We start from the raw sequence: 19578 nt of genomic DNA, 5'->3' as shown, positions 1-19578 counted from the left end.
CCGTATCCAGGGTGAGGAAACTGCTGGTGTTCGAAGAGGTGAGCCGATTCATCAGCGAGTTTCGGCGCGTGAAGAACGCATCTGCCGAGTTGCGACGTGCGTATGCACTGTACGGGCAGGAGCGATTCGCTGAGACGGCGGAAGTGCTGAAGCGCGTTCGGGAGACGAGCGCCCGGCCGGGCAACAATCCGTTCCTGTTCGGCGCCCAGAGTGCCAGGGAATGCCCTGGTGTCGTGGACGGGGCCGGACCGCCCGCTACGAGCGGCCCGACCCCGACCGTCTGGCGCGACCGGTACGGCCGGACGAGGCGGGAGTCATCGGCCGGCCGGATAACACGCGGTTGACCGCGAACGAAGACCGAGGATGGGGGACCAGCGGGCCATCCCGCCGCACCCGCTGGAGCTACGCGCAGCCTCGGGTCGCGGGATGCGCTTCCACTGTCAGATCGGTGCGCAATGCTCCCACTCCGCGCACATCCGGGAGGACGCGGTGGGGACGACGGCTATCGAAGAGGAAACCTCGGCGGCGAACGAGCCCAACGACGCGGCAGCAGGTTCGCCGCCGGCACCCGTGGCGCCGCCGCAGGCCCCCATCGCCGGCGAGCACTCCGCCGAGCGCTCCGAGTTCGCCTACTACACCCACGGCAACCTCCAGGAGATGGTGAAGCTCGCGGACCAGAAGGCCGCGACCATCATCGGGGGCGGCGGGATCATCGTCGCCGTCCTGGGAAGCAACCTCATCGACAAGGTCACGCCGGCCGACCTCACGTTGATGGTGGCGGGGACTGTCTCGCTCGGGCTGCTCGTCGCTGCCGTCCTCTGCGCGGTGATGGTGTTGTGGCCGCGCTTCCCCTCGGAGGAGGACGTGGTCCCGGTGGTGGGCGCGCCACGCCTGCTCTGGGCGAAGGATATGCCGCGTACCACCGGCGGCCCGCCGACTACGTGCGGGCCCTGCTGGCGCTCACACCCGCCGCCGCCGTCCTCGACCTAGCCTACGAGAACCTAAAGATCACTTGGCTGCTGGACGAGAAGTGGAAGTGGCAGAGGAGCGCCACGCGCCTTCTGCTCGTCGCGTTCGCCGCCTGGCTCGTGACCATCGGCCTGACGCTCTGGAGGTGAAGCATGTGGAAGGAGACTGAGGCGAAAGAGCGGCTGCTGAAGAGCTACGACGAGACGAAGGACCTCGTCGTGAAACCGCTCACGAAGGAGATGAACCTCGAGAACCTCACCACGACCGATTGCCGGATCGTGACCGGGGTCCATCTCTACCTGGACCCGGTGAACCTCCAGCAGCACCTGGACGAGGCAGGCGAGGACAAGGAGAAGCTCCGTAAGCTCCTCCGTCACCTCCACGTGTACCAGCGCGTTCTCACGTCCCTGCTGTACGAGATGGACGGCGCCGAGAAGATCCACTTCCAGGGCGCGCGGCTGCACGCGATCTTCTACAAGCCGTATGACACGACGGACGTGAAGGACCCGCCCCTGAAGCGGCTCGCCGCCGCGAACCAATTCGTCTCGCAGGCGAAGGAGTTGTCCAAGCTCGTCACCGCCGAGACCGGGTTCACGTTCAACCTGGAAGCCGGGATCGAGGCGGGCGACACCATCGCGACGGTGAACGGCCGATGCGGGAGTCGGGAGCTTCTGTTCGTCGGAGAGGCCGCGAACGCGGCCGCCAAGGTCCTCACGGGCAAGACCGGGACCAGGTACGGGCCGTCCGCCACCCCGCTCGTCGCCAGCCTGCCCGCGCCGGAGGCCCTGCCGGAACGGTGGGAGAAGAGCGTCCAGGAGGAGTGCTCGAAGTTCCCCATCTCGCACTTCAACCTGTTCGAGCCGAAGGAGCGGATCGACTTCGAGCGGCTTGGCGTCCGGACGGCGAAGCTCGACGCCGCGTCCTTCTTCGCGGACCTGTCCGGCTTCACGAAGCTCGTAGCGGAGGCGGTGGACAAGCGCGACCTCCTCCGGTGCCTCCACGCCGTGCGCGCGGAGATGCACCAGGTGGTCCGGGCCGACTATGACGGCGACCACATCCAGTACCAGGGCGACCGGATCCAGGGCCTCTTCTACGACGCGGCCGCCTCGTCCCGGTACGTGAGCAAGTCGTTCGAGGCGGCTGCCGCGATGCAGTCCGTCATGAAGGTGTGCCAGGAGATGTTACCGACGCTCGCCGAGGTGGGGATGACGGTCGGGATCGATCACGGCCGCGTGCTGGTGACCTACCTCGGCCTGAAGGGGAACCGGGACATCGTGGTGCTCGGCGAGTCCGTCCCGGCCGCCTCTGCGCTCCAGGACGGTGCCAAGCCCGGCCAGACGAAGGTGTCAAAGACCGTCCACGACAAGCTGGAGGACGATCTGAAAGCGCTTTTCGCTGCCGAGGGCACGGCCTACCTCTCGACGGCCGACGCCGAGCAGGTCGCGGCGAAGCAGGAGGCGCGCGCGTACGCGGGCAAGGTCGCCGTCGTGGGCACCGCGAGCACCGGCGTGCGGGTCGTCCCGTCGTCGTCGGGCGTCCAGCCCGCGCGCTCCTGGTGGTGGAAGTAGTGGTGGGTCGGCAGGAGGCCATCGAAGCATTCCTGGCTGCCGAGCTGCGCTGGAGACTAGTTCGAGAGGATGGCGGCGGAGCGACGACTCTCGAAGGGCCAGCGATCATCCTGGGCCCGACCGACAAGCAGTACCTGTTCGACCTGCGGATAGAGGTGCCGCGCTCGTTCCCGAGCCGGGGAGCCGATCCGGTCGTCGTCATCCTGAAGAGCCCGATGAAGCTGGGCATGAATGCCCATGTCGGCGGGAGCGGCGCGCTGTGCGTGCAGATGCCGCCCGCCCACGAGATCGACTACGAGCGCGAGGGCCTCGTCGGCTTCTTCCAGCAGGTTCTGATCCACCTTCGCCGCGCCGTCATCTACGCGCTCGTCGGCAAGTATCCCGGGCCCGCCTACGCGCACGCGGAGGCCGGGCAGAAGGAGTTCAGGGACGAGCTGGTCGCGAAGTTCCCGCTCGGGCTCCAGCGGTTCGTCCAGCCCGGCCTCGGGATGCCGCCGGACAACCAGTGGTGCCCGTGCGGCAGCAAGCGGCGCTTACACGACTGCCACAAGGCGGAGTTGAAGGCGGCTCGCGCCGCCTACGTTGAAGCCGGCGGCCGCGTTCGCGTCGCGGTCCGCGAGCGGCTGAAGAAGAAGTAGCCCACCGCTTCCGGTTCACGAGATCGAAGCCGAACAGAACAACGAGAAGCCGCCCTTCTACGATCTGGGCATCTTCTTCTAGTGCTTCTAGTTCTCCTGCATCTACTTCGGGCCGCAACCTGCGGAGGCTGCAAGCCGCTGCTTGCGGCGTCCAAGCAGGATGCCGCGCGCGCGATTCTCGATGTTGCCCCGCGCGGACCCCGCGCGTGCAGCGCGCTGCAAGGAGGGACCGATCGGTCCCCGCGGTCGAGAGTGTAACCCCGGTGTAAGTAGCGGAATCATCCGCGGCGTCGCGGAGATCGCTTCGTTCGTCCCTTGGTGGAAAAGGGACGCTCCCATGAAGTGTAAGTAAAGAAAAACCCCCGGCGGACCGAGGGCTTATCTAGGAAATTGGAGCGGGAAAAGGGATTTGAACCTGGCATATCGCGTGCCGTTTCAGGTGCTTACGCGGCCCTCGAAAGAGCCCCAGAGGGTTCGACGCAGCCTCCGGACGCGTCGGTTCACGTCGCTGCGCGGCTTGAGAGAGGTGACACTCTGACAGAGCCGTCGGTTCTCCCCGCCCTCACGTGCGAACTCTTCATCGTCGCAGGTGCGATCGTGGCTGGCCGTGCGACAGAGCAGCGCGCAACCCCCTCGACAGTGGAAGACATCCTACGTCGGGCCGTCGCGCATGCTGCCGCTCTTCGCAGGTGAGAGTCGTCCGATGACCAGCGCGGGCGAGCGGTCGATGCCGTCGGGAGGGCACGGGAGGGCTGCGCATACGGAATCGAAGTGCGGGTCGCGCCACATCACGGCGTTGGCGTGGATGCCGGTCGTGCTGCCGGCCGCGCGCTTCCCATCGGATACGCGTCGCCCTGGGGATTCCGCCGCGGCCCGTTACGGCGTGGCAGTCGTGCCGACCGTGCTCCTACTGAGCGCCGAGGGCCGCGTCGTCGCGCGGCGCGCAGGTGAATCCAGCGAGACGCTCGCCGCGAGCGTCTCGCTGCGCTCGAGGGCCGAAGCGGTGACCGCCCTCCCCGCCGACGCTCGGCATATCACGTTCGGTATGTGACGACCGCGCCCCTGCATCAAGGCCGCCCTGCAGCCACGAGGGCAGCCTTCGCTTCCTTCACCGCGCTCCGCACGTCACCGAGGCAGCACGCGCCGGACGGGTTCTTCCGCTCGCAGGCGCAGCGCCCAGCCCGGATCTCGGCGTCGATCCGATCCGAGATCGTGCTGTCCCCCGTCTCCGCGACCTCCTGCCGGACGTGCGCGCGCGTGAACTCGAAGCAGTAGCAGAGCGGGACGGGATCCTCCGTCTCCTTCAGCCCGACGCGCACCGACGCCGCGTCCTTCTCGACCACACGCCCATTGGCGCCGTAGTAGAGGACCGCGCAGCTCGGTGTCCTGCAGAAGCGCCGCTCGACTGCGAGCAGTCGTTCTGCGTGCCCCGGCTTCAGGATCGACAGGATCGTCTCATCGCCAACGAGCTTGCCAACTGCGCCGCAGCGCGGGCAAGCGTTCTCCCCGCTCGCGCGCGCGTCGGACTTCTCGCAGGTCCCACCCGAGCAGCACGAACTCATCGCGTCCCTTCGGCTTCGTCCTGCTCCTCAGCGAACCGTCGGCTTTCGCAACGTCACGCGATATAGCCTTCGCGGCAGCTTGCCCTCGTCGAACTCGTCCACCGACACGATCTCGTACCCGTGCGCGAGGCGCTCCACCTTTGCGCGGTCGAAGAAGTGCACGATGAACCCTTGGTTCTCGTACAGGTCCTCGCCACGGTGGATGCCGCGGCCGAAGTCCGGATCACTCGTGTTCCGCACCGTGTAGACGCACACGCCACCGGGCCGGAGCACCCGAAGGATCTCGCGCGAGAGCGCTTCCAGTTCGGCGGTCGTGAACGCCATGCAGAACAGCATGTGCGAGTAGCAGGCGTCGAACGTCCCGTCTGGAAACAGCAGGGGACGTCGGACGTCGTGCTGGGCCGGATGCACCTTGCCGGAGAGGCCCAACTCGCCCGCCCTGCGCTGGATGGCATCCACGCCTGGCCCCGCGTAGTCGAGCACGTCCACCGTGAAGCCACTCTGCGCCAGGAAGAACGTGTCACGTCCCTGGCCGCCTCCGAGCTCGAGAACTCGGCGCGCACCTCCCGCGCGGAAGACCTCAGCCGCCTTGCGCGCGGGGTCGCTCGGAGAAGCCCCGAACATCTCGGGCTTCTGCGCGAGCGTCATCTCCCAGTGCTCATGCTGGTGATTCAGAACGGGGGGTCGATCCACGTCGGACATGAGGATCCTCGGTGCAGCTCGTCAACGCGACTGCGCGGCAGTCAAGACGGCGTCGTAGCACAGGACATTCCGCGTTGGCATCGAGCCGCCGCCCCCGGGGACGCTGCTCGGCCCTTGAAGCGATCGCCTATCGGAGCGGTCGTTCACGTCGGTTCGAGCGGGGTGAGCCGGCCAGCGATCAGCGCGGTGAGGGCATCCGCGACGTTGCCGCAGCGAGTCCCGTACACCGGCACGTTCCTCCGCGCGAGCTGGCCCAGGGCATTCGCGCCGATCCCACCGACGATGAACGAACCGATCGGCTCGTGATCGAGCGCATCGTGCAGGTCGCACCGCCCCGGCTCAGGGTCGGGGTTCGGCACGCAGCGATGCGCGAGGGAGGAGGGCTCCACCAGCAGGAACATCGGTGCCCTCGCGAAATGCGGCGAGATCGGGCTCAGGAACCCACGGTCCTCGACGATGGGGATGCAGATGTTCATCTGGACGCCTCCGCTGGTTGACCCACGTTGGAAGACAGCCGGTTGGCGATGCCCGCGTATTAGCGCGTCTTCACCCGCTGCCGCTCCTCGCACGCGACGCACAGGTGCCGGCCATCCACCTTGCGGACGTACGTGGTGAGGACGCTCTCCCCGCACCCGTCGCAGCGAATGCTCTCGAAGGTGGGATCGGGGTGCTCAATCCGCAGCGGGAACACCGGGCCGACCGCGAAGAGCGTCTCCTCGGGCACGGCGACGATTTCCGCGATGAGCGGATTGGCGGCGCGATCGGTTTCGGAGGCGAACCGGCCGGTCGACGAGCACGTTCGGAACCAGTTGCTCTGCTCGACCCCCTCGATGGCCTCCGGGCGCAACGCCACGCGGATGGCGCGCCCCTTCTCCTGATCTACCAGGCGCAGGCTCGCCTTGCCGTGCGGGATCCGGACGATGAGATCCTTGCCGAACGTGCAGCCGGTCACGAACTGGACCCCGTCCGCGAACCCCTGCGCGTAGTGATCGCTCCCGAGTTCCACAAACGCGAAGAGCTCGCGATCGAGCGCTCGGCCCACGGCAAGCTGCCTCATAGCGACCATCCCCGCGCGGAGCCCAAGCACGAGAGGCGGACAGGCATGACCATGCATCAGCGTGCCACAGTGGATGAACTGTTCGAGAACCATCGTCTTCCCTCGACGCGTCGACGACGCGCCCTCGCTAGCGAGCAATTTCGCTGCTTCCGGAGCCGTCGTTGCCAGCTCAGTCGCGGCGCTGGCCCACGGCTGGCGCCGCACGACATGTTGCGTCCTCCGCTCGTTCTCGCCCCTCGCTGATCCGCTGGAGAGCTCCCTCCTGGGCCCGCTTCTCCCGCGCAAACCAGAACCCCCATGCCGCGCCGGCAAGGATGATCCCGACCACCGCGCCGAGAGCCTTCGGGGGGACGCTCATGCCGCGTCCTCGACGACGATGTCCGCCTCGACCACGATCTGCGACTTCACCGAGTTCGCGACCAGGCTGTACTTCTGGGCGGCAGCGAGGGCGCGCCGCACCCGCGCCTCGACCGCGTCCTTCGGCTCCGGCCCCGCCGCAACGCGGATCACGGGACGAAATCGAAGCCGGGTGAAGATCTCCGTTCGGTCGAGCTCGATCACCTTGGTCCCCTCGGTGCGGCATTCGTACGAGAGGAGCTTCAGCTTGAAGCGCTCGGCCGACCAGATGAACATCAGCATCACGCAGGTGCTCGCGGCGGCCACGAACGCGTCCTCGGGGGTGAGGACCCCGGCGTGCCCGTGAGCGTCGGGCGGCGCCGAGAACCTCATCCCAGCGCCGTTACCCATCGTGACGTGGCCCCAGTGCTCCCCCTCCCAGCGGACGTCCGCGTAGTACGTCGCCGTGCGGCTCATCGCGCAGGACTCCGCCCGGAGCGATCCGGGCCAGGGGGCGGGTCCACGCCCGTCCCGGCCGTGACGGTCGCCGGCGCGACCGGCTTGGAGCGGCGGCCGCGCGCGAGCTCGTCCACGAGCTGCGCAACGCGCTCGGCGACGAGGTCAACCGCCGCCCTGCCCGCGGCGTTCAGGCAACGTCGGCCCTCCGGTCGCGGAAGGCCCGCGGCGTCGAGGAGCTCGTTCACGACGATGCTGGCCGCCGGCTTCGCCGAGTACATCTCCGTCCCTCGGGCCGCACAGCGGAGGTCGCAGCCGTCGATAGTGATCGTCGGATGGAATCGGGCGAACTCGCGATCGCCTTCGCCGCCCGCGAGGAACAAGGGGAGACAGATCGTCACGGTCGAGCTGGGGCGCAGCTCGTGCAGCACCTTCAGCGTGGCGAGCCGCGCGACCGTTCCCTCCGCGAGCTCCTCGCCGGAGCAGGACACGATCCCGGCCTTGGCCTGTATCACGTTAAGCATCGCGACCTCCGCTCGGCGCGTCGCTCGGGAGCCGGTCGATGGCCTCGGCGACCTCCTCCGCCAGGACATGGGCGAGCTTCCGTCCCGCCTCGTTCAGCTCGGCGATGCCGTCCGGCTTCAGGTCCTTGTGGCGCCGGTACACGTCGAGGACGTCCACCTCGCACGCCACGGTCCCCCCGTTGTGCGCGACCAGCTTCGACGCGCACATGAGCTTGCAGCCGTCGATGGTCACTGCCGGGCAGGCGCGGACGCGCTCACGCGCCTGCTCCTCGCCGAGGACGAGCTTCGCGAGCGCGACGAGCCTCGTTCGCTCTGGCCTCAGCTCGTCGCACAGCTCGTAGGCGGCTTCCCTGGCGACGGCGCCGTACGCCTTGCCGATCCCGCTGCACGGGATGACCACCACCTCGGACCTCTCGCCGATCATGGTTTCTCGAGCTCCTGCTCGACCTGCGACTGCATGACGGGCAGGTACGCGCGAGCGTCGAGCAGCTTCGCGTGGTCCCGCTCCCAGTTCGCCGGTTCGATCACCGCCAACCAGCCGTCGCCATAGGGGTCCTTGTTGACGACCTCGGGCGTCAGCTCGAGTGACCCGTTCACGTCGACGATGGTGCCTGCGATGGGGGTGGGGACGGCCTGGGTCACCTTCACCGTCTCCAACTCGACCAGTTCGTCACCGACCTCGAGCCGGGTTCCAGGCGCCTTCACGGTCAGAAAGGCGACGTCTCCGTTGTGCTGCTGCATGAAATCGCTGAACCCCACGCGAACCCGGTTCTCCTTCTCCGGAAGGAACCACATGCCCTCCGGACTGTAGACGCGATCGGTCGCCACCCGGAACGTGAACTTGTCGGCGGTGATCTGGAGGTATTCGGGCATGCGAGCTCCTCATCAGGACTGTGCGTGAATGGCTGCTCCTCTGAAGCCCAGCGCGGCCTCGAGCATCGCCTCCGGCAACGTCGGGTGCGCGTGCGTGGTCCAGGCAAGATCGTCCGCCGTCGCGCCAAGCTGCACCGCGAGCGCGCCTTCCGCGACGAGGTCGCTCGCCCTCGCGCCGAGGAGGTGAACCCCCAGAACGCGCCCGCTGCCGGCCTCGCAGACGAGCCGCACCATGCCGTCCGTCTCGCGCAGGGTCTGGGCGCGCGGATTCGCGGAGAACGGGAACCGCGAGACCTTCACCTCGGCCCCACCGCGCGTGCCTGCCGCTCGGTGAAGCCAACGCTGGCCAGCTCAGGTCGCGTGAACACCACGTTGGGGACGGAACGGTAGTCGACCGGACGCTCGCCGCCGGTCGCGTTCTCGGCCGCGATGCGGCCCTCGACCATGGCCTTGTGCGCTAGCATCCAGCCTCCGACGGCGTCGCCGACGGCCCACACCTTCGGAACGCTGGTCGCCATCCACTCGTCCGCAGAGATCGCTCGTCCCCTCATCTCGAGCCCGAGCGCCTCGAGCCCGAAGCCAGCGGTGTTCGGCCACCTCCCGGTCGCGAGAAGGACGCGGTCGCCCACGACGGTGGACTCACCGGTAGCGCCGACCGTCTGGACCTTCAGCGAATCGCCCGCCCTCGTGATGCGCTGGACCGTCCTGCCCGTCTCGATGACCATCCCCCGCCGGCGAAGCAGCAGCGCGAGCCGCTCCGCGAGGACCTCCTCCGTCGCGCCGGCGAGCACCGCAGTGGCCATCTCGAGCACGGTGACGTGACTGCCGAGCGCCTCGTAGATGCAGGCGAACTCGAGCCCGATCACTCCGCCGCCGACGACGACGAGCCGGGCCGGGATCGACTGAATGTCGAGCGCCTGGGTGCTGGAGATGACCCCCGGAAGATCGCGCCCCTCGATCGGCGGTTCGGCGGGAATCGATCCCGGCGCGAGGATGACGTGGGCGGCCGTGATCGTCCGGGTGCCTCGACCGTCGTCCACCGCGAGCGTGTCCGGTGACTGGAGCCTCGCCGAGCCACGCACCAGCGTCACGCGGCGTGCGCGCAGGAGCTGCTCGACCCCGGCGACGAGTCGATCAACGGTGGCGCCCTTGTACTGCATGAGGCCGGGGAGGTCCGCCGCGGCCTCCGGGATCGACAGCCCGAACTCGCGCGCCCGCCTGGCGTCGAGCAGCAGCTCCGCGGACGTCGTCAACGCCTTCGTCGGAATGCAACCGACGTTGAGGCAAGTGCCCCCTACCCGCTCCTTCTCCACCAAGACAACCCGGGCACCGCGCTGCGCCGCGCACAGCGCTGCGACATATCCAGCCGGCCCCCCGCCGAGAACGGCGACATCAGCGCGTTCGCTGGGTCCTGACATCGGAACCCCCGTTCAAAGCTACCACCCCTGCGGACCATCACTCTGTGGCAAAGAGGGGACGCACCGAGCAACTCCGCTCGGGTCGCGCCTCATGCGCGGAGGAGATCCTTGATCGCCTCGGGTGTCAGCACGCGACCAAGGGACTTCACCGTCCCGTCCACCACCAGCGCCGGCGTGGATAGCACGCGGTACTTCATCATCTCGTGGAGGTCCTCGACCTTCTCAACCGTCGCATCGAGGTCGAGCTCCATCACCGCCTTCTGCGCGTTGGCGGTGAGCTGCTTGCACCTTGCACATCCCGGCCCCAGCACCTGGATCTTCATTTCGGCCATCCCTCGTGCGTCGCGATGAACCTCGTTCCGAAGCACCTCGCGATGGATTCGCCTCGGTAGGACTCACGCGCGTCAGTCGTAGAGCGCGTTGAACAGGTACCCGACGATCATGATCCCGACGGTTACCGACCCGAAGAATATGGCCAGGAGCGGCGGCTTGAGGACGCGGCGCAACATGATGCCCTCGGGGATCGAGAGGGCGATGGCGCTCATGATGAAGGCCATCACCGTTCCCAGAGACATGCCCTTGGCCCACAGGGCCTCCGCGATGGGCACGACCCCCGCCCCGTTGACGTAGAGCGGCACGCCGACGAGCGTGACGATGGCGACGGCGAACGGGTTGTGCGGACCGGCGTACTGCGCGAAGAAGTCCGCAGGCACCCACCCGTGGATCGCGGCGCCGATGCCGACGCCGAGCAACACCCACTTCCAGACGCTGGAGAGGATGTCTTTAGCTTCCCCCACCGCCGCGTCGACGCGCTCGGACCACGTCGGGACGTTACCATCCGCGCGCAGTTGCCCGATCTTCGTCGTGAAGACCGTCTCCTCGACCCAGTGCTCGAGGCGGAAGCGAGAGGCGATGAAGCCGATCACCATCGAGATTGCGGACCCGGCGATCACGTACGCCGCGGCGATACCCCAGCCGAAGTGATCGCCGATCATGATCGCCGCGATCTCGCTGACCAGCGGTGATGCGATCAGGAAGGTGAGCGTGATCGACAGCGGGATCCCGGCCGCCACGAAGCCGATGAACAGTGGGATCGAGCTGCACGAGCAGAACGGTGTGACCACGCCGAGGACGACGGCGAGGAACAACCCCACGAAGAGACCCCTGCCCTCGAGGTAGCTGCGCGCCTTGTCGAGATCGAGGCTGGCCCGGAGCATCCCGATGACGAACATCAGCCCGGTCAGCAGCAGGAAGATCTTGATTGTGTCGAAGAAGAAGAAGTGCAGCGCGCCCCCGACCTTCGACCCCAAGTCGAGCCCGGCGAGGTCGCGAAACAGCCACGTCCACAGCGGCTCGTTCAGCCGGTAGGCCGCGACCCACGCCACGAGGGCTGCGCCAAGAAGGAGTGCGAGCCTCGCCGGCGAACGGGAGGTCGCCGCGGCCCCGTTCGCCGCGCCGCCGGAGGACGCGCAGCACGCGCCGCCCTCCGAACGGGGCGCCGGCTTCGCGCAGCACGCCGGACCGCTGGCAGATGGCTCGATCACTGGAAGTCCCATCGAAGCTCCTGCTCGCTCACGTCGAGGTCCAGACGAAGTACGCCCCGCCGAGCATCACCATGACGCCCGCCACCGCCTTCACCACTGCGACCGCGCGCGCGCCGCTCCTCCATCCGAGCCAGCGATTCACGGACTGGATCGAGCTTCCCGCGACGGCGATGGCCGCGGCGTGGCCCAGGCCGTAAAGAGCGACGAGCAGCAGGCCGTATGCCGCTCCGCGCGTCCCGCTCGCGTGGAAGGCGATCCCGAGGAGCGGCGCCATGAATGCGAAGGTGCACGGGCCAAGCGCCACGCCGAAGACGAGGCCGAGGAGGAGCGCACCCGTGGCGCCCCGGCGGCCACCACGCGCGGGCGTCGAAATGAACGCGGGCAGCGGCAGGACGCCGAGGAGGTTCAGCCCGACCGCGAAGAAGACCACGGCGACGGCCCAAGTCCCGACCCGGCCAACGTCCCCGAGCATCCGGCCCGCAGCGGCGGTGACGGCGCCGACGAGCGCGATGCTCGCCAGGATTCCGGCGGCGAACGCAGACGACAGCCAGAGTGCGCGCCGACTCTCCGGGAACTCGTCGTCACCGCTCATGTAGGCGACGACCAACGGGACACTCGAGAGGTGGCACGGGCTCAGCGCGACCGATAGGATGCCCCACGAGAACGCGGCAGCGAGCGCGAGGGCGCCGTTCGAGGCGAATGCCTCACCGAAGCTGGCGAGCAGGGCCCCCACCTCAGAGCTCCAGCCCGAGGGCTCTCCACTGGGCGAGGATCTCCTCGCGCGACATGAAGCCTTCGTGGCGCGCCAGCTCCCGACCCTCCGCGGAGTAGAAGATCTGCGTCGGGATCATCCGCACGTCATACGCGCGCGCCTGGTCGGGCGCCTGCCACACGTCGATGAACGTGACCTCGAGCCGGCCCGAGTAGTCCGCGCGGAGCTGCTCCAGGATCGGCGCCATCGCCTTGCACGGGATGCACTTCCCTGCCCCGAGATCGACGAGTCTGGGGATGGCGCGCGCGGGAGCAGCGGCCGCCGTGGCGCTGCGTGTCTCCACCGCGGCCGAGGTCTTCTCACCGCAGCCGACCATTCCCACGAGCACCACCGCGAACGCCCCGAGAATGAAGCCTCTCGCGCTCATCCTCATCGTGACTCCTCCTCGTGGCGCCGTGCGCCTAACGGGCCGAACCATGCCACGGCGGGCACTGCTTGGTCAATCGGCCAAGTAGTCTTTCTGCGTTCGGGACCCGGCCGTGCGTTCGCGCGCTCGACGTGGATTTCCTGCTTGGCGATTCTGCCAATGATCCCGCGCCGCTGACACGCGCATAAGGACTGCGACGTGATGCCACACGACAACCCGCCGACAGCCTGCTCAGCGGGCTCGCGGTCCCCGGAGGCCCTGGGCTCTCCCGCTTGACGGTCCGCTGCTACTTGACGATATTGCCAAGCATGGCCCGGCCGAGCAGCGTGCGACAGGCACGAACAAAGGTGCTGAAGGCGATGGCGCACCCCAGCCGGCTCCTCATCCTGGAGACGCTCGCGGAGGGTGAGCGCTGCGTCTGCGATCTGCAGAGGCTCGTCGGCTCCGACATGTCCACCGTGTCGAAGCACCTCTCGCTCATGCGCCGCTCTGGGCTCCTCGAGGACCGCCGTCAGGGGCTGCAGGTCTTCTACCGCCTCCGGGTTCCCTGCATCATGAGCTTCTTCGCCTGCGTCGACGCGGTGCGCGACGACGGCCCCCCGGTCCAGCTCGTCGTTTCGCGCCGTCGCGCGTGAGCGGCGAGGCCCCGCCGAGCGCTGACTCGATCGCGAGGCGCTCGTCCTCCGTCGGCTTCAGCGACGGCATCTCGGCGAGCGGGCGGAAGCGGCGCGGATTCTCCAGCCATTCGCGCAACCGTGCGGGGGTCCATCGCTCCCCCTCGAGGAGGGTTCCGGGATAGAAGGGCGTGAACAGTCCCGAGAGATTCGGGCCAATCGACCCGATCCCGAGCCCTTCCCGTTCGCCGGTGAGCAGACGATGGCATCCGCCGCACCTCCTCGAGAAGGCATGCTCCTGCCGCGCTGCGCTCTCGAAGTGGACGACACCAGTTCCACCGGCTGGTCGTGTACGACGACCTCCACGTGATCGTGGAGTCGCTCGTGCGCGGGGAAGGGATCGCCTTCATCTCGACGGAGCTGATCCGGGCGCACGTGGAGGCGGGCCGTTTGCGGGAGTATCGCGTACCGGGGTTCACGCACCTGCGCAGGCGGACCCTCGTGATGGGCGGATCGACCGCCCGGGATGGCCTGATGGCCGAGTTCGTGAGGTGCGTGCTGGCGCGCGTCGGCGCCGCCGAGCCCTCGGCCGTGCGCGCCTGCAGCTAGACTCGTCCTGAGCGCGGCCCTAGCGGGCGCGTCCGCGAGTTCCCCGCCGCGCCAGGCTTGGAACGAACCGTTCCATCACAGGTCAGCCTCCCGCCTTCGGCCACCGCCACGCCGAGCTCGCGGCTCCTTTCAGCAAGCGATGGATCTTCCTTGGCGCGCTAGTCGCCGAGCTGAAGGCGCCGGCCCGGAGCATCCGGCCTGCGACGTGCACCATCTGCCTCGAGGAGGTGCAGATGGCTCGCCACACGCTGGGCGTACGTTTGATGCTGTCGTATGCGCTGCCGCTCCTCGCGGTGCTGGGGGTGGGCAGCATGGCGCTCGAGCGCCTCGGGAGGGTTCGCAGCTCGTTCCAGCAGGCGGCGCAGGAGAACTCCACGGCGATGCAGCTGGCCTCGGCTGGGCTCGTCCACGCGAATGAGACGTCCCGGCTCATCCAGGAAGCCCTCCTCGAGCCCGATCCGCTGGTCGCGCGAACCCTCCTCGAGGCGGTGCAGACCAACCGCGAGAAGGCGCACCAGGTCGACTCCTCGATTCATGCGGTCCTCCGGACGTACGGGGCCCGGGCGGCCTTCTCATCCGTCGAGTTTGCGTGCGACGAGTTCGGGCGCGACTTCGGGATCTTCAAGGAACGCCTCCTCTCGGGTCGGAGAGCCGAGGCAGCGCGGTTGGTCCGCGATGCGATCCTCCCCGATCGGCGTCGGGTCCAGGCGGCGTGGCAGGACTTCGTTTCCTGGCATCACCGCGAGATCCAGACCGCCGCAGCTCGAGCCGCGGACCAGTATGCAGCGGCTCGCCGAGACGTCCTGCTCGCGGTCGTGTTCGCCGCCGTGGCGTGTGCGGCCGCCGGGATCTTCATGACCACGAGCGTGGTCCGGCCCGTGTCCAGCGCGGTGCGCGCCGCCCAGCGAATCGCTCGAGGCGATCTCAGGGAGCAGGTTGCCGTGACGCGCGCTGACGAGATCGGAGTCCTCCAGGGGGCCATCGCGATGATGTCTGCCCGGCTCGAGGCCGTCCTGTCGGAGATCAAGCGCGGAGCGCACGAGTTCGCCACGGCGTCGGAGCAGATCCAAGAAAACGCGCGCTGGCTGCTGGAGCACACCAGCGTCCAGGCTTCCACCGCATCCGAGATGGTCGCCACGCTCCATCTGATGGGCGCCGCGAGCGCGCGAGCCCTCGACTCTGCCCGCGGGCTGCGCCCGTTGCTCTGCGATACCGGCGCAGACTCCCGCGCTCGGAACGAGCTGACCGCCGGCGATCACATCGTGTTGCGGCTGGCCTCCGAGGATCCTGTACGGCTCGCCAGCTCGCTCCTCGATACGATCGCCGATTCCGCCGGCGAGCTCTGGGACGGTGTCGCCCGCGTCAACCGCAACGTCCTCTCCGTGGACGAGATCGCACGCGACAACGCGCTGAAGGCGCAGGACCTATGGTGCACTGCGCAGACGCTCTCTCGCCGGGCTGCGACGCTTCGCCGTTCGGTCGACTTCTTCGATGTTCGCAGGAACGGTCCGGCGGATCCGGCCACGACCTCACCTTGATGAACCAACCTGTTCCCCACCTGAAACACGCTCGCCTGTCCAGCTCGCCCGGTCCGACGCCGAAGCACCGACAACGCTGATGGACAGCGGATGGGCACGCGCCTTGCTCCCGGCCGTTCGGCTTCGCAACGCGAAGCGGCGGGCGCTTCGCCCGGCAACTGCACGAGGGAGGCTTCGACGTGACAAGACACGTATCGGCCCTGGCGATCGCCGTCCTGCTGCTCGCCGGGTGCAGTGGAAACGACGGGACTCCGGGACCAGCGGGAGTCCAGGGGCCCGAAGGGCCGCAGGGGACCGGGGGCACACCGGCCGTCGACCGCGGGTCGATCCAGGGGAGCATCAAGACAGCCGCCGGCGCCGGCGTTGCCGGGGTCACTGTGGAGACCTCGCCCGCCACGGCGACGGCCACCTCCGACGACCAGGGTGCGTTCGTCCTCACCGATCTGCCGGTCGGCGCCTACACCGTCTCGGCGACCAAGTCAGGCTACGTCACCTCGACGGTGGCTGCGGTCGGAGTGGTCGGAGGAGCCAAGTCGCAGGTGACGCTGACCCTCGAGCCCTCCGCCTCGGCCCCCTCGACGATCACCGGCTGGGTTCGCAGGCCATCGGGAGGTCCGCTCGCAGGCGCCGTGGTCACCGTGCAAGGTCAGACCTCCACCGCCACGAGCGCCGCGGATGGGAGCTTCACGCTCACGAACGTTTCCCCCGGGTTCGTGTACCTGCTGGCTAAGGCGCCCGTCGGGTTTCTCGACGGCGGCGATCGCCAGTCGCACTACGTCGCCGCGGGGGCGACGCTCTCCGACGTGACCGTGACACTCTCGGGGAGGCCGGCGGACACCGCCACCTACCTAGGCGAGAAGATGTGCACGCTGTGCCACCAGGACGTGGCCGCGTCCCAGCACCTGGCCGCGCACTATCACTTCGTCACCCCCGGCACCTCGCGCATGGTCAAGATCGAGATGTGGCCCGCCGTCGGCCAGACGCTCGACCCGCACGTGCAGGCGGTCGACCCCATCGAGGGCAAGGCATTCGTGCCGGTGTACATGTGCCAGAACACACCGGGTGCCTACGCGATGAAGTTCGCCGGTACCCCCGACTGCATGGTCAACGACGGCACGCTGATCCCCGTCGCGGCGACCATCGGTGGCGAGGGTGACGGCGGCGTCGACAATCGACCGAACTTCGGCGTCTACAAGCAGCGCTACCTCACGAAGCCGAAAGACGTCCCCTACGCCGTGAACCACTGGGCCGTGCAGTACACCACCGAGGCCGACCGGGATCGCGACTTCCTGATCCTCCCCGTCTACCTCGTCCAGGACGGCAACACCAACCCGGCCTACGGCGCGGTCTCGCCCAAGTTCTACAAGATCTATCCGGACAAGTGGCTGAAGCAGGAGCGCACGACCGGGCGACTTTGCTCGTCGTGCCACAACACTGGCCTGCAGATCACGTTCACCGGCCCCGCGTCACTCCTGACCTCGTACGATTACAAGGACATCAACATCACGTGTGAGCGGTGTCACGGACCCGCCTCGGGGCACCTGGCAGGAGGCAATCCGCGCGACCAGATCATCATCCCACGGTATCTGACGTCGCACGCTGCGCAGCAGGTCTGCGCGCAGTGCCACTCGGCTCACAGCGGCTCGAGCAAGAATCCCGACGGCGCCTTCAAGATGCCGTTCCAGGCGGACAACATGGACACCCTCGGGAACGGTGTGTTCGTGCCGGGTGTCTACGAGCTGTCGGACTTCATCAAGGGGTTCCAGCAGCCGCTCCTCGACGGTGGCGGAGTCGAGACCTGGCCGGATCGCATCCACACCAAGGCCCACGACCAGGAGTACCCGATGCTGACGGCCTCGAAGCATTCGAACAACTCATACGAGCGCCTCGCCTGCTTCGACTGCCACGATCCACACAGCACCTACTACGGCCCGCCAAAGTTCGGGATGGGTGAGTACGAGCTCCGCAACCCGCGCATGAAGGACAACACGCTCTGCCTCGGCTGCCACGCGACGCACGGACCTTTCGCGTCGGTGGCGCAGTCCGACGTCGCGGCGATGCACTCGGCGAACGACGGCGTCACGCTGAGCGGCGCCAGTACCACCTTCACGGCGGATCAGGTCACCGCCGCGCGGATCACGGTGGCGATGGCGGTGGGAGAGCACATGCAGCAGCGCGCGAGCATGGGGATGGCCACGTACTCGCCGACCAACGACGCCAGCCCGGTCGGGCGATGCACGTCCTGCCACATGCCGAAGACCGGCAAGAAGAACGACATCAGCGACGTGACGCAGTGGCACCTCGGGCTCGACGCCATGGGTCAGGTCGCCATCACGGAGGGGAACGCCGCCTCGCACGTGTTCGACATCGTGTGGCCGTCGCAGAGCGGCGCGCTCAAGCTGGCGAGCGGTGGCTCGGATCTCGACATCATGCCGAACTCCTGCAGCAAGTGTCATGCAGGTGCGCGGCTGAGCGGCGACTAGTCCGGGTGACCTGGCGAGCGCCCCATGGAACCCCCGCCACGGGGCGCTCGCTCTTTCCTCTGCTTCGATCAGCCCAGACGGGCGCGCCTCATGTGCCGCCACAGTGTGGTCCTGCTCACGCCTAGGAGGGCGGCTGCCTCCGTGCGATTGAAGCGCGCCCGGGCCAGCGCGGCCTCGATGCGAGCGCGGTCGGGCGCTCCCGTGGCGGTTCCCGCAGCGAGCTGAGTCACCTCCACAGGGAGGTGCTCGGGGCGGATTTCACCCTCGCCTGCGAGCACGAGCGCGAACTGGAGTACGTTTCGCAGCTCCCGCACGTTTCCGGGCCAGTCGTGGCGCTCGAGCGCACCGAGCGCCGAGGTCGACACGCCGCCCGCGCGAAGGCCGGCTGCTGCAGCCAGGTTCTCGACGAGATGATTCGTCAGCGCGAGTATGTCCTCTCTCCGCTCCCGGAGCGGCGGGACGCGGATGGGGATCACCTTCAGGCGATAGAGCAAGTCGGCGCGAAACGTGCCCTGGCGTACCAGCTGGTCGAGGTCGGCGTTGGTCGCAGCGACGACCCGTGCCCGGAGCTGAAGCGGCCGCGTGCCTCCGACCCGCTCGAATCCTCCGTCCTCGAGGACGCGAAGGAGCTTCGACTGCAGACCGAAGGGAAGGCAGCCGATCTCGTCGAGCAGGATCGTCCCGTCTTCACAGAGCTCGAACCGCCCCGGCTTGTCCCGAAATGCCCCCGTGAACGCACCGCGCTCGTGGCCGAAGAGCTCGCTCTCGAGCAGCGTCTCCGACAGCGCCGCGCAGTTCACCGCGTGAAAAGGCCGGGCCGCACGAAGGCCCTGGTGATGCAGGGCGCGGGCGACAAGCTCCTTCCCGGTCCCGCTCTCACCGGTCACCAGCACGCTCACGCCGAGCCCAGCGAGCCGTTCGACCTGCTCGATCAGCGTCCGGATGGCAGGGCTGCTCCCCACGATTCCGTGAACGGGCGCCGCATCCGTCGCCACTCCTGCGTGCACGACGGAGGAAGCGCCTTCTCCCACCCTCAGCGCGGTCAGATCGTGCATGACCTCGAGGCCCCCGACGAGGCGACCGGCGTCGTCCAGCAGGACCTGAGCGCTCTTGAGCACGGGGATGCGTCGACCGCGGGTCGACCGAAGGACGACCTCTCGCCCGCGAATGGTAACCCCGGCAAAGAGCGGGCAGCGGTCGGGGCAGTTGATGCAGTGAAACGCTTCTCGACAGGTGCGTCCGATCAGCGCCTCGACGGGGCGCTGGGCTAGCGTCGCTGCACTCCGGTTCAGCTGCACGATCCGGTGTCGGGAGTCGACCACGAAGATCGCTCCCGCCGACTCTATCTCCAGCCATCGGGTTCTCGTGGGGACCGCTGCGGAGCCCCCGTCGAGCTTGGAGAGCGCTCTCAGACAGGCTCCGGATGACTCGTCCCAGGCTTCGCTCACGGGAGGTGACCCCCTCACTCTATGGGCGCGCCTCCGCGCACTGTGCGGCCCGATCGGCGCGTCGGCGGCATGATGACGCGCTCAAAAGGGACTTTCCATG

General features: G+C 68.2%; 25 protein-coding genes and 1 pseudogene. 9 read left to right on the top strand and 17 right to left on the bottom strand.

The features are described 5' to 3' along the window. Together PSR1_RS24340 and PSR1_RS01870 are read left to right on the top strand one after the other, a co-directional pair. Positions 1-344 (top strand): hypothetical protein (locus tag PSR1_RS24340; RefSeq protein WP_237757784.1); only part of this gene is annotated, 344 nt, incomplete at its 5' end. Positions 345-570: 226 nt separating this feature from the next. Continuing rightward, positions 571-990: a hypothetical protein gene (locus tag PSR1_RS01870; RefSeq protein WP_152643277.1), complete on the top strand. Its 420-nt coding sequence runs from the start codon at positions 571-573 to the stop codon at positions 988-990. A gap of 1 nt (position 991) precedes the next feature. Here PSR1_RS01870 and PSR1_RS24765 read toward each other — a convergent pair whose 3' ends face one another. Then, positions 992-1123, bottom strand: a complete 132-nt coding sequence (locus tag PSR1_RS24765; protein ID WP_272946319.1) for a hypothetical protein — start codon at positions 1121-1123, stop codon at positions 992-994. Between PSR1_RS24765 and PSR1_RS01865 the strand changes: the two genes are divergently transcribed. The 3 genes from PSR1_RS01865 to PSR1_RS01855 all read left to right on the top strand — a co-directional run bounded on the left by PSR1_RS01865 (position 1122) and on the right by PSR1_RS01855 (position 4226). Continuing rightward, on the top strand, positions 1122-2537 hold the full coding sequence (locus PSR1_RS01865; protein WP_059435945.1) for an adenylate/guanylate cyclase domain-containing protein: 1416 nt from the start codon (positions 1122-1124) through the stop codon (positions 2535-2537). The two genes, PSR1_RS24765 and PSR1_RS01865, sit on opposite strands and share 2 nt — an antisense overlap. Before the next feature lie 2 nt (positions 2538-2539). Further along, positions 2540-3175 carry a hypothetical protein gene (locus tag PSR1_RS01860; RefSeq protein WP_152643276.1) on the top strand — a complete coding sequence of 212 codons (636 nt, stop codon included), beginning with the start codon at positions 2540-2542 and terminating at the stop codon, positions 3173-3175. A 670-nt stretch (positions 3176-3845) separates the two neighbouring features. After that, positions 3846-4226 (top strand): hypothetical protein, encoded by a 381-nt coding sequence (locus PSR1_RS01855; RefSeq protein WP_152643275.1) that lies wholly within the window; start codon positions 3846-3848, stop codon positions 4224-4226. 16 nt (positions 4227-4242) lie between these two features. On the opposite strand, the gene PSR1_RS23700 is transcribed toward PSR1_RS01855, so the two are convergent. From PSR1_RS23700 to PSR1_RS01785, 14 genes are all read right to left on the bottom strand, one after another. Next, the gene (locus PSR1_RS23700; protein WP_152643274.1) at positions 4243-4737 is read right to left on the bottom strand and encodes a copper chaperone Copz family protein; all 495 of its coding nucleotides are present in this window, start codon (positions 4735-4737) and stop codon (positions 4243-4245) included. A 27-nt stretch (positions 4738-4764) separates the two neighbouring features. Further along, the gene (locus PSR1_RS01845; RefSeq protein ID WP_059435941.1) at positions 4765-5439 is read right to left on the bottom strand and encodes a class I SAM-dependent methyltransferase; all 675 of its coding nucleotides are present in this window, start codon (positions 5437-5439) and stop codon (positions 4765-4767) included. Positions 5440-5582: 143 nt separating this feature from the next. Next, positions 5583-5915, bottom strand: coding sequence for a NifB/NifX family molybdenum-iron cluster-binding protein (locus PSR1_RS01840; RefSeq protein ID WP_059435940.1), 333 nt, complete (start codon positions 5913-5915; stop codon positions 5583-5585). A gap of 59 nt (positions 5916-5974) precedes the next feature. Continuing rightward, positions 5975-6589, bottom strand: a complete 615-nt coding sequence (locus PSR1_RS01835; RefSeq protein WP_059435939.1) for an FmdE family protein — start codon at positions 6587-6589, stop codon at positions 5975-5977. A gap of 261 nt (positions 6590-6850) precedes the next feature. Next, positions 6851-7309, bottom strand: a complete 459-nt coding sequence (locus PSR1_RS01830; RefSeq protein WP_059435938.1) for an OsmC family protein — start codon at positions 7307-7309, stop codon at positions 6851-6853. Then, positions 7306-7812: a putative zinc-binding protein gene (locus PSR1_RS01825; protein WP_160308995.1), complete on the bottom strand. Its 507-nt coding sequence runs from the start codon at positions 7810-7812 to the stop codon at positions 7306-7308. The genes PSR1_RS01830 and PSR1_RS01825 overlap by 4 nt, the downstream gene beginning before the upstream one ends. Continuing rightward, positions 7805-8236, bottom strand: a complete 432-nt coding sequence (locus PSR1_RS01820) for a putative zinc-binding protein (protein ID WP_059435936.1) — start codon at positions 8234-8236, stop codon at positions 7805-7807. The genes PSR1_RS01825 and PSR1_RS01820 overlap by 8 nt, the downstream gene beginning before the upstream one ends. After that, the gene (locus PSR1_RS01815) at positions 8233-8685 is read right to left on the bottom strand and encodes a glycine cleavage system protein H (protein ID WP_059435935.1); all 453 of its coding nucleotides are present in this window, start codon (positions 8683-8685) and stop codon (positions 8233-8235) included. Before PSR1_RS01815 ends, PSR1_RS01820 begins: the two co-directional genes overlap by 4 nt. A gap of 12 nt (positions 8686-8697) precedes the next feature. Beyond that, positions 8698-8985 (bottom strand): hypothetical protein, encoded by a 288-nt coding sequence (locus PSR1_RS01810; RefSeq protein ID WP_059435934.1) that lies wholly within the window; start codon positions 8983-8985, stop codon positions 8698-8700. Continuing rightward, the gene (locus PSR1_RS01805) at positions 8982-10103 is read right to left on the bottom strand and encodes an NAD(P)/FAD-dependent oxidoreductase (protein ID WP_082100101.1); all 1122 of its coding nucleotides are present in this window, start codon (positions 10101-10103) and stop codon (positions 8982-8984) included. The genes PSR1_RS01810 and PSR1_RS01805 overlap by 4 nt, the downstream gene beginning before the upstream one ends. An 89-nt stretch (positions 10104-10192) precedes the next feature. Beyond that, the gene (locus tag PSR1_RS01800; RefSeq protein ID WP_237757783.1) at positions 10193-10435 is read right to left on the bottom strand and encodes a thioredoxin family protein; all 243 of its coding nucleotides are present in this window, start codon (positions 10433-10435) and stop codon (positions 10193-10195) included. Between the two features lie 72 nt (positions 10436-10507). Next, positions 10508-11659: a permease gene (locus PSR1_RS01795; RefSeq protein WP_059435932.1), complete on the bottom strand. Its 1152-nt coding sequence runs from the start codon at positions 11657-11659 to the stop codon at positions 10508-10510. A gap of 16 nt (positions 11660-11675) precedes the next feature. After that, complete coding sequence (locus tag PSR1_RS01790; protein ID WP_059435931.1) at positions 11676-12380, bottom strand: cytochrome c biogenesis CcdA family protein; 705 nt, start codon at positions 12378-12380, stop codon at positions 11676-11678. Between the two features lies 1 nt (position 12381). Then, the gene (locus PSR1_RS01785) at positions 12382-12786 is read right to left on the bottom strand and encodes a co-chaperone YbbN (protein WP_059435950.1); all 405 of its coding nucleotides are present in this window, start codon (positions 12784-12786) and stop codon (positions 12382-12384) included. A 308-nt stretch (positions 12787-13094) separates the two neighbouring features. Between PSR1_RS01785 and PSR1_RS01780 the strand changes: the two genes are divergently transcribed. Beyond that, positions 13095-13421 (top strand): helix-turn-helix transcriptional regulator, encoded by a 327-nt coding sequence (locus PSR1_RS01780; protein WP_059435930.1) that lies wholly within the window; start codon positions 13095-13097, stop codon positions 13419-13421. On the opposite strand, the pseudogene extS reads toward PSR1_RS01780, so the two are convergent. After that, positions 13339-13722, bottom strand: a pseudogene (gene extS / locus PSR1_RS24945) (selenite/tellurite reduction operon c-type cytochrome lipoprotein ExtS); the annotation flags it as partial. The gene PSR1_RS01780 and the pseudogene extS sit on opposite strands and share 83 nt — an antisense overlap. 26 nt (positions 13723-13748) lie before the next feature. Here extS and PSR1_RS01775 point away from each other — a divergent pair. The 3 genes from PSR1_RS01775 to PSR1_RS01765 all read left to right on the top strand — a co-directional run bounded on the left by PSR1_RS01775 (position 13749) and on the right by PSR1_RS01765 (position 18030). Continuing rightward, the gene (locus tag PSR1_RS01775) at positions 13749-14009 is read left to right on the top strand and encodes a hypothetical protein (RefSeq protein WP_059435929.1); all 261 of its coding nucleotides are present in this window, start codon (positions 13749-13751) and stop codon (positions 14007-14009) included. A gap of 233 nt (positions 14010-14242) precedes the next feature. Then, on the top strand, positions 14243-15547 hold the full coding sequence (locus tag PSR1_RS01770; RefSeq protein WP_059435928.1) for a methyl-accepting chemotaxis protein: 1305 nt from the start codon (positions 14243-14245) through the stop codon (positions 15545-15547). A gap of 179 nt (positions 15548-15726) precedes the next feature. Next, positions 15727-18030, top strand: coding sequence for a carboxypeptidase regulatory-like domain-containing protein (locus PSR1_RS01765; protein WP_059435927.1), 2304 nt, complete (start codon positions 15727-15729; stop codon positions 18028-18030). 68 nt (positions 18031-18098) lie between these two features. Here the strand turns inward: PSR1_RS01765 and PSR1_RS01760 are convergent, their stop codons facing one another. Then, positions 18099-19478, bottom strand: coding sequence for a sigma-54-dependent Fis family transcriptional regulator (locus PSR1_RS01760; protein WP_152643272.1), 1380 nt, complete (start codon positions 19476-19478; stop codon positions 18099-18101). Positions 19479-19578: the final 100 nt, after the last annotated feature.

The sequence above is a fragment of the Anaeromyxobacter sp. PSR-1 genome (genome assembly GCF_000964525.1).
Classification (GTDB): Bacteria; Myxococcota; Myxococcia; order Myxococcales; family Anaeromyxobacteraceae; genus Anaeromyxobacter.
This window is presented reverse-complemented; position numbering and strand designations above follow the sequence as displayed.

What these genes read in the sequence shown, in the direction of transcription:
- PSR1_RS24765 (WP_272946319.1), bottom strand. Translation starts at nt 1,123, where the DNA reads ATGCTTCACCTCCAGAGCGTCAGGCCGATGGTCACGAGCCAGGCGGCG.
- PSR1_RS01800 (WP_237757783.1), bottom strand. Translation starts at nt 10,435, where the DNA reads ATGGCCGAAATGAAGATCCAGGTGCTGGGGCCGGGATGTGCAAGGTGC.
- PSR1_RS01795 (WP_059435932.1), bottom strand. Translation starts at nt 11,659, where the DNA reads ATGGGACTTCCAGTGATCGAGCCATCTGCCAGCGGTCCGGCGTGCTGC.
- PSR1_RS01845 (WP_059435941.1), bottom strand. Translation starts at nt 5,439, where the DNA reads ATGTCCGACGTGGATCGACCCCCCGTTCTGAATCACCAGCATGAGCAC.
- PSR1_RS01785 (WP_059435950.1), bottom strand. Translation starts at nt 12,786, where the DNA reads ATGAGCGCGAGAGGCTTCATTCTCGGGGCGTTCGCGGTGGTGCTCGTG.
- PSR1_RS01835 (WP_059435939.1), bottom strand. Translation starts at nt 6,589, where the DNA reads ATGGTTCTCGAACAGTTCATCCACTGTGGCACGCTGATGCATGGTCAT.
- PSR1_RS23700 (WP_152643274.1), bottom strand. Translation starts at nt 4,737, where the DNA reads ATGAGTTCGTGCTGCTCGGGTGGGACCTGCGAGAAGTCCGACGCGCGC.
- PSR1_RS01840 (WP_059435940.1), bottom strand. Translation starts at nt 5,915, where the DNA reads ATGAACATCTGCATCCCCATCGTCGAGGACCGTGGGTTCCTGAGCCCG.
- PSR1_RS01865 (WP_059435945.1), top strand. Translation starts at nt 1,122, where the DNA reads ATGTGGAAGGAGACTGAGGCGAAAGAGCGGCTGCTGAAGAGCTACGAC.
- PSR1_RS01820 (WP_059435936.1), bottom strand. Translation starts at nt 8,236, where the DNA reads ATGATCGGCGAGAGGTCCGAGGTGGTGGTCATCCCGTGCAGCGGGATC.
- PSR1_RS01825 (WP_160308995.1), bottom strand. Translation starts at nt 7,812, where the DNA reads ATGCTTAACGTGATACAGGCCAAGGCCGGGATCGTGTCCTGCTCCGGC.
- PSR1_RS01770 (WP_059435928.1), top strand. Translation starts at nt 14,243, where the DNA reads ATGGCTCGCCACACGCTGGGCGTACGTTTGATGCTGTCGTATGCGCTG.
- PSR1_RS01855 (WP_152643275.1), top strand. Translation starts at nt 3,846, where the DNA reads ATGCTGCCGCTCTTCGCAGGTGAGAGTCGTCCGATGACCAGCGCGGGC.
- PSR1_RS01780 (WP_059435930.1), top strand. Translation starts at nt 13,095, where the DNA reads ATGGCCCGGCCGAGCAGCGTGCGACAGGCACGAACAAAGGTGCTGAAG.
- PSR1_RS01805 (WP_082100101.1), bottom strand. Translation starts at nt 10,103, where the DNA reads ATGTCAGGACCCAGCGAACGCGCTGATGTCGCCGTTCTCGGCGGGGGG.
- PSR1_RS01830 (WP_059435938.1), bottom strand. Translation starts at nt 7,309, where the DNA reads ATGAGCCGCACGGCGACGTACTACGCGGACGTCCGCTGGGAGGGGGAG.
- PSR1_RS01815 (WP_059435935.1), bottom strand. Translation starts at nt 8,685, where the DNA reads ATGCCCGAATACCTCCAGATCACCGCCGACAAGTTCACGTTCCGGGTG.